11 protein-coding genes are annotated in these 12,417 nt (G+C 60.4%); all 11 read left to right on the forward strand.

The genetic code is table 11. The features are described from left to right. Window positions 1–3 precede the first annotated feature (3 nt). The 11 genes from Q8N00_10500 to Q8N00_10550 all read left to right on the forward strand — a co-directional run bounded on the left by Q8N00_10500 (window position 4) and on the right by Q8N00_10550 (window position 12,411). On the forward strand, window positions 4–453 hold the full coding sequence (locus tag Q8N00_10500) for a phage tail protein (GenBank protein ID MDP2383223.1): 450 nt from the start codon (window positions 4–6) through the stop codon (window positions 451–453). 59 nt (window positions 454–512) lie between these two features. Then, window positions 513–2,084: a phage tail sheath protein gene (locus Q8N00_10505; GenBank protein ID MDP2383224.1), complete on the forward strand. Its 1,572-nt coding sequence runs from the start codon at window positions 513–515 to the stop codon at window positions 2,082–2,084. Window positions 2,085–2,120: 36 nt separating this feature from the next. After that, window positions 2,121–2,600, forward strand: coding sequence for a phage tail protein (locus Q8N00_10510; GenBank protein MDP2383225.1), 480 nt, complete (start codon window positions 2,121–2,123; stop codon window positions 2,598–2,600). Between the two features lie 18 nt (window positions 2,601–2,618). Continuing rightward, window positions 2,619–3,662 (forward strand): hypothetical protein, encoded by a 1,044-nt coding sequence (locus Q8N00_10515; GenBank protein MDP2383226.1) that lies wholly within the window; start codon window positions 2,619–2,621, stop codon window positions 3,660–3,662. 3 nt (window positions 3,663–3,665) lie between these two features. Next, window positions 3,666–3,824 carry a hypothetical protein gene (locus tag Q8N00_10520; GenBank protein MDP2383227.1) on the forward strand — a complete coding sequence of 53 codons (159 nt, stop codon included), beginning with the start codon at window positions 3,666–3,668 and terminating at the stop codon, window positions 3,822–3,824. A 70-nt stretch (window positions 3,825–3,894) separates the two neighbouring features. Beyond that, window positions 3,895–4,983 (forward strand): contractile injection system protein, VgrG/Pvc8 family, encoded by a 1,089-nt coding sequence (locus tag Q8N00_10525; protein ID MDP2383228.1) that lies wholly within the window; start codon window positions 3,895–3,897, stop codon window positions 4,981–4,983. Next, on the forward strand, window positions 4,980–5,669 hold the full coding sequence (locus Q8N00_10530; protein ID MDP2383229.1) for a phage baseplate assembly protein V: 690 nt from the start codon (window positions 4,980–4,982) through the stop codon (window positions 5,667–5,669). Before Q8N00_10525 ends, Q8N00_10530 begins: the two co-directional genes overlap by 4 nt. Continuing rightward, complete coding sequence (locus Q8N00_10535; protein ID MDP2383230.1) at window positions 5,663–7,168, forward strand: hypothetical protein; 1,506 nt, start codon at window positions 5,663–5,665, stop codon at window positions 7,166–7,168. Before Q8N00_10530 ends, Q8N00_10535 begins: the two co-directional genes overlap by 7 nt. Then, window positions 7,168–7,566, forward strand: coding sequence for a GPW/gp25 family protein (locus Q8N00_10540; GenBank protein ID MDP2383231.1), 399 nt, complete (start codon window positions 7,168–7,170; stop codon window positions 7,564–7,566). The genes Q8N00_10535 and Q8N00_10540 overlap by 1 nt, the downstream gene beginning before the upstream one ends. A gap of 3 nt (window positions 7,567–7,569) precedes the next feature. Then, on the forward strand, window positions 7,570–9,855 hold the full coding sequence (locus Q8N00_10545; GenBank protein MDP2383232.1) for a putative baseplate assembly protein: 2,286 nt from the start codon (window positions 7,570–7,572) through the stop codon (window positions 9,853–9,855). 36 nt (window positions 9,856–9,891) lie between these two features. Further along, window positions 9,892–12,411 carry a phage tail protein gene (locus tag Q8N00_10550; protein MDP2383233.1) on the forward strand — a complete coding sequence of 840 codons (2,520 nt, stop codon included), beginning with the start codon at window positions 9,892–9,894 and terminating at the stop codon, window positions 12,409–12,411. Window positions 12,412–12,417: the final 6 nt, after the last annotated feature.

Consider the following 12,417-nt stretch of genomic DNA (forward strand, 5'->3'; position numbering starts at 1 on the left):
ATCATGGCAGCACGTACGACCCCCTATGGGGCATTTAATTTTATCGTGAACATCGACGGACAAGAAGCGTTCGGCGGATTTTCAGACGTGTCCGGGTTGAGCACCGATATTACGGTGGCCGAATACAGAAACGGCAACGAGCGCGAGAACCATGTCCGGAAGGTTCCGGGGATGCACAAGGTGTCCGATGTGACCTTGAAACGGGGGATCGTCAACTCTACCGATCTGTGGTCTTGGGTCAACGATGTCCGGCAGAACGGACCCTCTGCGAAACGAACGGTCGTGGTGACTATGTTGGATGAAGCACGGAAGCCGGTGATGGCTTGGTCGCTTTCGCGTGTGTTCCCGATGAAGTATTCCGGACCGACGATGGCGGCAAAGGGCGGTGGGGATGTGGCCATGGAAGAGTTGGTGTTGTCGGTTGAGGGTTTGGAGTTCGAGCAAGTCGCCTAACTGACTGCTGAACCGCCTCGTTGCGAGGCTTCCCTGGTGGCCGAGTGGGATGGGGCAAGATGAACGGCATTCAGTTTGAAGAACAGACTCCCGTGGTTGCCGTTGATCCGAATCGGGCGGACATTGCCTGTTTTATCGGCTTTGTCGCCCGGCGAGACGGATCTGCGCTGCCGCGTTTTATTCGTGACTGGATGAGCGAATACGGGTGGACGTCCGCGCAGCTTGGGCGACCGGGGTTCGATGCTGAGGCCTTGGAGGACGTACCGGTTCCTATCGACTCCTGGGAACTCTTCGACCGATTGTTTCGGTGGGACCGTCGTACAGGCGAGTCGAGCGGGGTCACGTATCTCGGTGCGTCCGTTCGTTCGTTTTTTGCCCAAGGAGGCCGCAAATGCTACGTGGTCCGGGTGGGTAATCCTTGGGAGGGAGGCCTGACAAGGTCTGCCCGTCTCTTGCGTCTGAACGACGTGATTCCGGGGTGGACAGCTGGTCAGGTGAGCTGCACTCCGTTGGCACGCACGAGTTGGAAAGGGGTGGGGCATCTCTTCGGATTGCCTGAAGTATCGTACCTCTGTCTGCCGGACTTGGCCGAGGTCTTTGCCGTCGATTCGGACCAGGTTACGGCTCCCGAATTGCCCAGGCTGCCGGAGCAGTTTGTCGAATGTGGCACTGAACCGGCCGATCCGGTCGCAGGGGAACTGGTGCGATGGACGAGCGCACCCCGGTGCGATGAGGCTGCGGCGCGTGAATGGGCCACGGCCGTGAATCTATTAGGGGGAATGATTGCCAGATGGAAGCGGGAGGTGCAGCTCGTGTTGGCTTTGCCGTTGCCGAAAGCGGGAACACCACTCGAACGGGATTGCCATGAATGGTTAAGCGATCAGGTCGACGGCATCCTTGATGCCGGGTTAGTGGAATCCAATCGACCTGGAGTGGCCAGCGCGTTCGTTCAATTGGCCTTCCCGTGGGTCCAGACCCTGGGATCCAATGCCCTTCCTGAGCGATTGGAAAGTCCGGATGGAGTCTTAGCCGGAGTGCTCGCTCGAAACGCCCTCATGCGGGGCAGTTTTCACAGTGCAGCGGGGTTGGCGCTCGTCGAAGTGTCGAGGGTATGGCCTGGATGGGGGCCGGAGCAATTCGATCGCCCCGCCCGCCATGCGGGGGAACGTGGGACGCGTCAGCGATCGATGGCGGAGCGCGTATCGATTCTCGGACAGACCCCACGGGGATTTTTCTTGTTGTCCGACGTGACGACCAGTCTCGACGAAGGGTATCGGCCTGCCTGCGTGAATCGGTTGGTCACGGCCATCGTCCGAGCGGCTCGCCTTGCCGGAGAAGATCTGGTGTTCGAGTCGTCCGGAGAAGCCCTGTGGGGCAGGATCCGTGAACAGTTGCAACGGTTGCTGGCCGGACTATATCACGACGGAGCGTTGCGCGGTGCCACTCCAGACGAGGCATACCACGTGCGCTGCGATCGCAGCACGATGAGCCAGAACGATCTGGATGCTGGGCGAGTGATCGTGACGGTGCAGTTTCAAGCGGCTGTGCCGATTGAACGGATTACGGTCGTGCTGGGGATGCACGAGGGCGGTCAAGTGTCTGTTCTCTCTTCCGACCGCGGGACCGCATGACGGGGTGTTGGCGATGAAGGGCAATGGGTAAGTAGCATGGCGACGATTTCCATTCAGGACCCGCTCAGTCCATTTCGTTTCCATATTTCATTTTCGGAGGAGCCACTCGGTGGCGGCAACACCGCTGTCCTGTCGTCGCTCGATGGAGGGTTCGCCGAATGTACGGGATTGGAAGCGACGATGGAGCCGGTCGTCATCAAGGAAGGAGGAAGAAATTATGGCGCGGCGCAGCGCGTCGGGCCGGTAAGTTTTGCCACGGTGGTACTCCGGCGCGGCATGCTCCGCAGTCAACATCTCTGGCAGTGGTTTGCCATGGTCACGCAGGGAGGCGCCTATGCCCATCGACTCTCGCTGGCCATCGTTATGCTGGATCATGCCGGGGAGCCGGCGGTGACGTGGGTACTTCGTCATGCGATGCCCGTGAAGTTCAAGACCGCCGACTTGAACGCAAAGGCGTCGGAAGTGGGGATCGAAGAACTACATGTCGTCCACGAAGGGCTGGAGTTCGTATCGTAACTGGAAGGTCGTGCCACGATGAGTGACGCACAACGAGTTCAGAAAGCCGTCTTTACGCCTCAAAGCGGGCCTCAGCAGGGGCAGGCGATCACGGTACATTTCAATCCCACCTCGCTGCAACTCTCGATTGCCAATACCTTGGGCACCAGCGGCGAGTCGGGGGATACCAAACAGTATGTGACCGGAAGTTCGTCCACTCTGACGATGGAGCTGACGTTCGATACGACGGATGCAGGGACGGATGTGCGGGTAGCGACACAACGGATTGCCTCGCTCATGGAACCGGACGAACAGCGAATACCCGCCATCGTGCGATTCGAGTGGGGGACTTTCGTGTTTCAAGGGATGGTGCAGTCGTACCAGGAGACGATCGATTATTTTGCGCCGTCCGGTGTTCCGCTACGCGCCAAGGTCAATATGGGCATGGCCCGGCAGGATGTGGTGTTTGCCGAGGATGGAGCGGGCTCTGGAGCGGGAGCAGGCAGTGGGGATGGGGCTGTGTTGTCGCTTTCAGCCAGTGCTGGTGTGACGGGGATCTCGGCTATGGCCGGTGTTGGAGACGTTGGCCGGGGATTGGGCGCTGCGAACGGCTTGGAGACGTTACGGTTTACGAGTGGACCGATTTCGCTCAATGCCTCGATTTCACTCGGTGGGCCTGTGGCCTTTGCATCGGGTGGGATGGGGATTGGCCTGGGCCTCAGCGGAGGCATCGGTACTGGTGGCGGCGCCGGTGTGGGCATTGGCGTGAGTGGCGGTATCGGAATCTCAGGGGGCATAGGGGCCGGTGTTGGAGTGTCTATCGGAGGATCTGCCTCTGCCGGAGTATCGGCAAGCCAGGGCGCCTTTGCGGGGCTGCGCATGACGCCGTCTGGCGGATCGTTGCGCCCTGTGCTGAATCCTCGACCATTGTTTCCACAGAGTGATTCCGTGGGGCTGGCAACCGATCAGGGCGCGCAATTCGGGGTGGGAGGCCGAGCTAAGTTGGACGGATCTGCCAGTTTGAGCGCCGATGTCGGGGTGAATGCCAGCTTAGCGTCCAAGATACGATTTGATGAGAGGTAGCATATGGCGGTCGTGATCGATGAAGTCATTGCGGATGTGCAGTCGGAATCGCCGGCTTCGGAGGGACAACTTTCGGCGGCGACGCCCCGGCAACCTCGTGTGGATGTTGCCATGGAATTGCGACGACTGGCGTCCCGTGCCGCGAGAATACATGCCGACTAGCAACGTACGGCCACGTTCTGCTTGTGAGTCCGATCCGTCAGGGAAGAGATGACGATGAGGGGGCCGTCCTATGGGTGAACGTCCAATCAGCCACACAGCGGTCTATAGCGCGAGACCGACGGTCCAGATCGACCAGCAGTCATATGCCAAAGTGTCCGAGCTGTTGATCGGGATGGATATGACCGAGCAAGAGGGCGGGCTTTCCACATTGCAATTGCGGCTCAGCAACGTGGCGAGCGATCCGGGCGGCGGTGCGTCGTTTGGATTTGAGGATGGGGCCATTGTGACGCTGGGAAAATCGATTTCCGTCCATGCAGGGCCAATGTCGTCGCCGACCGAGATATTTCGAGGCACGATCATGGGGCTGGAAGCGGAGTTTCGGGAAGAGGGCCCTCCAGAGTTGGTGATCTTGGCAGAGGATGCCGCTCAGCAGGCACGTATGGCTCGGCGCACAAAGACGTATGACGATATGTCGCTTGCTGACTTGGGGCAGACAGTGGCCGATCGGCTCGGGCTTCAACCGGTGGTGACGGGTTTGACCGATAGGGTCGGAACCTGGGTGCAGTTTAACGAGAGTGATTTGGCATTTTTGCGCCGGGTAATGGAGCGTTACGACGGGGACGTGCAGGTGGTTGGAGACGAACTGCATTTGTCTCCGCGTCGGGATGTTCAGCGAGGGACCGTTGAGTTGCGTTTGTATGGCCAGCTCCGTAGCGCTCGTGTGCTGGTTGATCTGGCGCATCAAGTGACCAAGGCAACCGTCGCAGGGTGGGACGTCGTGCAAGGCTCTCGACTGACGGCAGAGAGTACCGGAGCGAATCCTGGGCCGGGGACTGGGACCACCGGGACAGAGATGTTGGCGCAGGCGGCGATCGATCGGGCGCAGCACATTGGACATGTGGCGGTGCGAACGCAGGACGAAGCGCAAGCCGTTGTGGACAGTGCGTTCGACCAACGGGCTCGACGGTTTGTCTGTCTGGAAGGCATGGCAGAGGGTAACCCGGAAATTCGTGTGGGTACGCAGGTGACCATCAGCGGGATGGGGCCGCGGTTCAGCAATACCTATTATGTGACGAGGGCCAGCCATCGTTTCGATATGGAAGTGGGATATCGCACGCAGTTCGAAGCCGAATGTGCCTATTGGGGAGGGCAGGCATGACGGTCGGGAACCGATTCGATGCGCCGGTCGTAGCCTGGACCTCCAGCTATCTGGCAGAAGTGGTCTCGGTCGAAGATCCAGACCGGCTGACGCGGGTGCAGATTCGTCTACTCAACTGCGATGGGCTTGATGATCAGGATGGGCCTCTGTGGGCGCGAGTGGCCGTGCCCTTTGCAGGGGCCAACCGGGGCGCATTCTTTCTGCCCGATGTCGGGGACGAAGTGTTGGTGATATTTCTGAACGGCGACCCGCGATTTCCCATGGTGGTGGGAGGATTATGGAACGGCCACGATGAGGCGCCGGATTCCTTGCCGGGTGACCGTGTCGATCGGTGGACCATTACAGGGAAAGCCGGCACGAAGATCTCCATCGTCGAAGAGCGGAACGGCCATGAAAAGATCGTCTTCCACACTCCCGCAGGAGTCACGGGCACGTTGACAGACGAGGCGGGCGGAAAGATCAAGCTGGAGGCTGCCGGGAATACGATCACGATGGATACGAGTGGTGTCAGTATTCAAGCTGCGGCGACGGTGTCGGTGCAGGCTAGCCAGGTGGAAGTCACTGCGGGCATGGTGACGGTCAATGCTGGGATGTCCAAATTCTCCGGTGTCGTTCAGTGCGATACGCTGATCACCAATACGGTGGTCTCTGCCATGTATACGCCGGGAGCGGGCAACGTATGGTAACGCACGAGATTAGTATTCAAGGCGTCGGCGCGGCATCCGCGGCCGGTCCGGTGATCTTGGAGCGGACGGAACAAGATTTTCTGCCTGCCGTCTTGGCTCGATTGTCGCGTGAGCAGGGATTGGCGGACGTAATGGCATCCGTGGCCAGGACTCGCGATGCCAACGGCGTGTTGAAACTATTTCAACCGATTCACCGCACCTTTCATCTCGCCCTGTTGGATACGTCATGCCTGACCTTTGGACGGCCTCGGCTGGATCCCACAAAGATTGCCGGGGCCGGTTTGGTCGTCCGGCGCATGTCGACGAACGGCGCGGGTGGAGAAGTGCGGGAAGCCTGGATGCAGGAGGATCGGCACTTTCGAGGGTGGGTACCGTTTTCCACTGCAGAAGGCGAGTCGCGTGACCCGGAGCCGACTTTCCGTCGTCCGGAGTTGTTGTCCGGGCATCGTGAGATCAATCGGCTGTTAGCGATTCAATCCGGTCTTGCCGCCACCCTCCGTGAGCAGCAGGCGCCGTTGTTCGTGGCGCCACCGGATATCTGTCGTGCGACTGGGCGAACGCTGCTGTACGGCGTGATTCCGGTGACCAGTTCAGAGATGACGGAGTCGCCGACATTCCCTCCCTTCACCGACCAGGATCTCGTGGGGCACCTTCACCGATACCTGACCGTCGGTGGGGCGCGACCCTTTCCCTTCGCCGGGCTTCCCTTGAGGGCATTGGATCCTGACGATTCGGCGTTGGGAGATTTCATGTTGCTCCTGAAGCAGCTCGCCATCGAGTTCGATGTCTTCGGAGAGACGCCGGCGGCCCAGGCCATTTTCTCGGGGCTCAACAGCATTGTATTGACTAGGACGAAGGGAACGATCCAGGCGGGGGATTTTCTGAAAGCTGCATCGACAGTCTTGCTGGAGCGGGATCTTTCCGGCCCGGCGCCGTCACAGACCATGCCAAGCGAGTGGCCGAAGATGACCGAGTCGCAGGCTTCGATGTTAGCGAAGTTGGTGCTCGGGACGATGCAAACGCGTCTCGCTCAGGTTGCGGGAGGACAAGGGCGCTTTGGTGAGGAGGGACGCCGGTATCGCGTGCGCGCGTTTGTTCGCGTGCAACACGGCGATGGCTGTCCTCCCGAGACGGTGTGGAGCGACTATAGCGAACCCTTCACGATTGCACCCTGGTACGACAACAATGGGGCGCCTCCCGTGCAAATTGCTTTGCCGGACGTCACCAAGGATTTTCTCAAGAAGATGAAGCCGAACGTCGCCTTTGCCTTGCCCGAAGGACTCTTCAATTTGTTGCAGGGCGATGCCAAAAAACTTGCTGATGGGAAAGGCGGAAGCACGAATCCAAAATTGGGCATCCAGTGGCTCTGTAGCTTCAGTATCCCCTTGATCACCATCTGCGCGTTTATCGTGCTGAACATCTTCTTGCAGTTGTTCAACATTGTGTTTCAGTGGTTGCTGTACATCAAGATCTGCATACCGATTCCGGGGAGGAAATAATGGCACAGGCGACGCTACCACGACCGTCTTTGGGCTGGCCGCTTTTGCCGCAACCGGATGCAGACGGGCGCCTGTCGTTTCCATCGTTGGGCGACAGCGTCAGACAGGCCATCCGGGTGATTGTGCAAACGAGGCCTGGCGAACAATTGATGCGCCCCGATTTTGGCGCGGGATTGAGCGAGTTTTTGCATGAGCCCAATACGCTGACGACGCGTCGACGGATACGCGATACCGTGTCGACGTCCTTGGGACGCTGGGAGGACCGTATTGTGCTGGATCGTGTGGACGTGGGCGAGGTGCAGAATGAACCGACACATGTGCGGGTGGTCATCGGCTATCGATTGAAACGGACGGGTGTCTCGCAGCAACTGGGACTCACCGTCGAGGTTGGAGGTTAACCCATGCCGATTCGCCCTCCTGCGCTCGACGATCGTAGTTATCACGATCTGGTGGAAGAACTGCTGGCGCGTATTCCCGCGCATACGCCGGAATGGACGCATCCGCGGCCTGGCGATCCTGGGCGAACCCTCATCGAGCTGTTCGCCTGGTTGACCGATACGCTGCTTTATCGGGCTAACTTGATTCCCGAGCGTCAACGCTTGGCGTTTCTGCGATTGCTCGGCGTATCGATGCGGTCGGCCGTTCCGGCTCAGGGGCTGGTCAGCGTGCAGATCGACGACGAGACTATGACGCAGGCCGTGGCGATTCAAGCGCGGGCGACGATAGAGAAGCCTGTGACGTTCGAGACGAGAACAGAACTCACGGTCCTGCCGGTGTCGGCGGAGGCGTTCTACAAACGGACGTTGAACGGTGAAGAACGGGATGCGTTCGCGGCGGTGGTTCCCGGCCTTCAATCGGTCTACCGGCTCACGTCCTTGCCGACGCCCTATGTGACGACTCCGATCTTTGTGGATGGCGCTCCCGATCTGAGCGGATTCGACCTCATGACGCAGACGGTGGATCGGTCGCTGTGGTTAGCCGTCCTTGCTCCAAAAGCCTCTGCGCAGGACTTGCAGTTGCCGCTGGTCGAACAGGTGAGAACCACGTTAGGACGCAATGCGAGCGGTGGCCAGCAACTGCTTTCCATCGGTGTGATGCCGTCGATCGCGGTTCCGGCCTTGTTCGAAGACATCGGTCCTCGCGCGCGAATTCCGCATGTGTGGGAGATCGGGACGGTCGATGAGCGAGGCGAACCAGACTATCTCACCCTCGATGTGGTGGCCGACACCACGGCAGGCCTGACGCGGCACGGGGTGGTTCGTGTGGCGCTGCCGGCAGCCTCGCGGATACGCGTGCCGAGCAACGATGTGCGTACCAATCTCAAGGCCGGGGTCGGCGATGTTCCGCCCCGGTTGGATCAAGCCGATCTGGCTTCGCGTGTGGTCGCATGGATTCGGGTTCGTCCGACGTTAAAGTCGCTGCAACAGCTGTCGTTGAGCTGGGTCGGCATCAACGCCGTGGAGATCGATCAACGTAAAACACTCACCAACCGAGTCATTGCCCACAGCACCGGAGCGGCCGATCAGGAATGGCAGTTGCCGGGGCAATCGGTCGAAGCGGAGTCGCTGGTCATTCATGTTGAGGAAAGCGGGCGAGGGTTTCAGCCGTGGCAGCGGATCGACGATCTGGCCTTGGCAGGGCGAGACGCAGCGGTATATCAGCTCGACCGGGAAGCCGGCACGATCCGATTCGGTGATGGCATGCGAGGCCGCATTCCTGAAACCGGCATGCGGATTCGTGTGGCAGTCATGCGTGCGGGTGGCGGCGTAGCTGGGAATGTTCCGCCGGGCAGTCTTACGACCGTCACGGCGCGCGACCTTCGTGGAGCTATCGTGACGACGAAACTGAAGATTGCCCAGACCTTGCAGACCGAGGGCGGGGCCGATGCGGAAACGTTGGCCGAGGCCGAGCGGCGTATTCCCGCATTGTTCCGGCATCGCGATCGTGCCGTGACGGAAGGTGACTATCAGGAACTCGCGGCGCGGACGCCTGGCGTGCGAATGGGGCGAGTGGAGGTGCTGCCGCGCTTCAAGCCACATCAGCGAAGATTTGATGTGCCCGGTGTGGTGTCGGTGATGGTGATCCCGTTCAAAGACGACACGAGTCTGCCGAATCCGAGGCCCGACCGGCCCTTTCTCGAAGCGGTGCATGGCATGCTCAATCCGCGACGCCCACTCGGCACAGAGCTCTATGTGATCGGGTGCGAATATGTGCCGTTGGGAGTGAGTGTGGCGATTACGGTGAAGGACGGATTCGGCAGCGGTGACGGGAACGAAAGCAGCATCGGCTCAGGCGGGTTATCGCGAGAAAGCGTCGTCGCCGAGGTGCGCGACGCGCTTCGGCGGTACCTCTGGCCGTTGGCTCCCGGTGGCGTCGATGGCGGAGGGTGGCCGTTAGGTCGCCCGGTACGCGATCGTGAGTTGGAAGTGGTGGTGGCTCGTGTGCCGGGGGTGAGTGGTGTGGCGCCGATCAATCTATTTCAGCGACAGGGATCCGAGTGGAGCAAGTTCCCGCGTGCGTCGGCAGAGGGTACGGTGCAGATGCCCCTACAGGCCTGGCAGTTGCCGGAATTATTGAGCGTGGTTGTGGTGGTGGGCGATGAGGCTCCGGATGATCTGCGGGGGGTGCCGAACCCGTTTGCCGATCAGACGGGTATTGCTGTGCCGGTCGTTCCTGACATGTGTTGACCTGTCGCAATTTGGGAGAGAAGTGAGACTTTTCGCATGGATGCCAATGGGCTGAAACAGTGGTTGCTGGCCGATGCGGCACAATGGCGGATCGCGGGGAATCCACCGGCGCTTGGTTATGACCCGGTGCGTCGGCGGCTTCGGCTAGCCGGACGACGGACAATTGCCGTCGTCGGCGATGCGGAGGCCGCTGTCGTTGAGGCGCAAGCCTTGTCTCACCTGGAATCTATTCCTGAGGCGATGGACCGATTCGGGATGTGTGCCTCGTGGGATGCCGCGGCACAAGCTGTGGTCGCAGTTGGGGCAGGGGCGGGACGGTTGCCGATCGTTCCGATTCCAACCGGACAAGTTCCTTCTGACATCGCGATGGGCTATGACGATGTGTTGTATGTGGCATTGGGCCATCGCATTCTCTTGCACGACACGCGTGCGCGCTGGGCGCCGCAGTCGGTGGAGTCGGCCGATGGAGCCGCGTGGCGGCTGGCGGCGGATCCTTCAGGAGGTGTGTGGGTCTTAGACCGTATTCGACGCCGAATCGGCCGCGTCAAGGGTTTGCCGTTTCCGGACCGTCCCTCCGCTCCCTATGCACCGGATACGGTGAGGCCCTGTGCGGAAAATCCGCATCCTCCGCATCTGCTCGACGCAGCGTCAGACGTATTTGCGCCTGACGAACAGCCGGTGGCCTTGGCGTGCCGCGCCGACGGTGTGGTGGCGGTGTTGACTTGGGTCTCAGGGGGAGAGGCGCGCGTTCGATTGATGGATCCCACCGGATGGCTTGGTGCCGCGATCACGTTGCAAGGTGCCGGCCGTCCCTACAGCGTAGCCTGGGTCGGACTCGATCGCCTTGCGGTGCTGGTGATCGGGTTGCCCGATGAAGCCTTAGTTTATTCCCTGCGGGCAGAAGCGACCACGGACATGTCCGGTTTCGTGGCCGAGCCAGTCGGGGATCTCTACCCCTTGACCGATCACAGTGGAGGACCGTTCCTGCATGGGCTCAGCGATCCGCCGCACTATCCGACTGTCGATGGGGCGGCAGGCGTATATCCCATCTCGCTCCCGTCCTTTGCGACGCTCGGAGAGGCTGGCAATGCCTCGTTGATGGACAGTGGGTCTTCGCAGACCCTCTGGCATCGGCTCTATGTGGAAGCGGAAATTCCAGCCGATTGCGCGGTGGTGGTTACCGTGGCTGCGAGTGACGAGGCTATGCCTCCCACCTCCGAAGAAGATTGGCATCCCCATTGTTTTGGGGGGACGACAGGGCGACAGGGGCGGGTTCCGCAAGGAGCCTGGGTCTCCAGTGCGTCTGAGGTGCCGTTTTATCCAGGCCTGCTCAATTGCCCTTTGGTGAGGGATCGAGCGGGCCTGTTCACCGTGCTGATTCAGCGCGCCAATCGAGCCGTGTCTCAGTTGAAAGGGCGGTATCTGTGGGTTCGCCTCGCGCTCAGCGGGAATGGCAGGGCGACGCCTGAAGTGGCCGCGGTGCGTGCCTATGCGTCCAGGTTTTCCTATCGCGACCGGTATTTGCCGGAACTCTATCGTGAAACGCGGTTTGGAGACGATGCGGAGGCCGTACTTCAGGTTGGGGTGCCGGCGACGCCGTCTGATTTTCTTGAGCGATTCCTCGACAACATGGAAGGGGTGCTGACGCCTATCGAAGATCGTATTGCATCGGCCTATCTGTTGACGGACCCGCGGACGACGCCGAACGAGGCCCTGGAATGGTTGGGCAGCTGGATCGGAGTCACGTTCGATCCGGCCTATCCACCAGATCGCCGCCGGCAACATATTGCATTGGCCCCGGAGTTATATCGCAAACGCGGAACGCTCGATGGCCTCACGATGGCCCTCGATGTGGCGACTGGTGGGGCTGTGACGAGTGGAGAAATCGTGGTGCTGGAAGATTACCGCCTTCGTCGAACCATGGGGACGATTTTAGGCGGTGATTTCGCGGACGAAGAGGACCCGCTTTTGGGCGGATTGGTCGTCAGCGGGAATTCGCTGGTGGGCGATTCATTGTTTCTCGGACAGGAGGAGCGCCGGGAGTTTCTGGCGCTTTTTTCCGACGAATTGAATGTGAGCGCGAGAGAAGAACGGGCGGTGGAGGCGTTTCTCGATCGCGTGGCGTTTCGCGTGACGGTGATGGTGCATCAAGAGGTCGAGCCACAAGACTTGGGGCTGATTAAGCGAGTGGTGAGTTTAGAGTCTCCCGCGCATGTGGCGGTACGGGTTGTGACTGCGTCGGAGCCGTTCCTGGTCGGCGCAGCTTCATTGGTCGGTGTCGATACGTACCTCGGTCCGGCCCAGCCGATTCGTCCCGTGCGCGTCGGGCGGTCTCGATTGGGGCGGCGCGATGTTTTGGTGCATAGTTCAAGCCTCGATCCGCGAATGGAAACGTTAGCGGCGGTTGTGCCGACGCCGAGGGCACAGGCACCGGTGGCCGATGCCGGTATCGATCGGACCGTCGGGTTCGGCCGTTCGTTTGAATTGGATGCGCGAGGATCGCAGGCGGCAGAGGGCCGTCGGCTCGCTCGATACGTATGGGAATGGTTGGCATAACTAGAA

Source organism: Nitrospirota bacterium, assembly GCA_030684575.1.
Lineage (GTDB): Bacteria > Nitrospirota > Nitrospiria > Nitrospirales > Nitrospiraceae > Palsa-1315.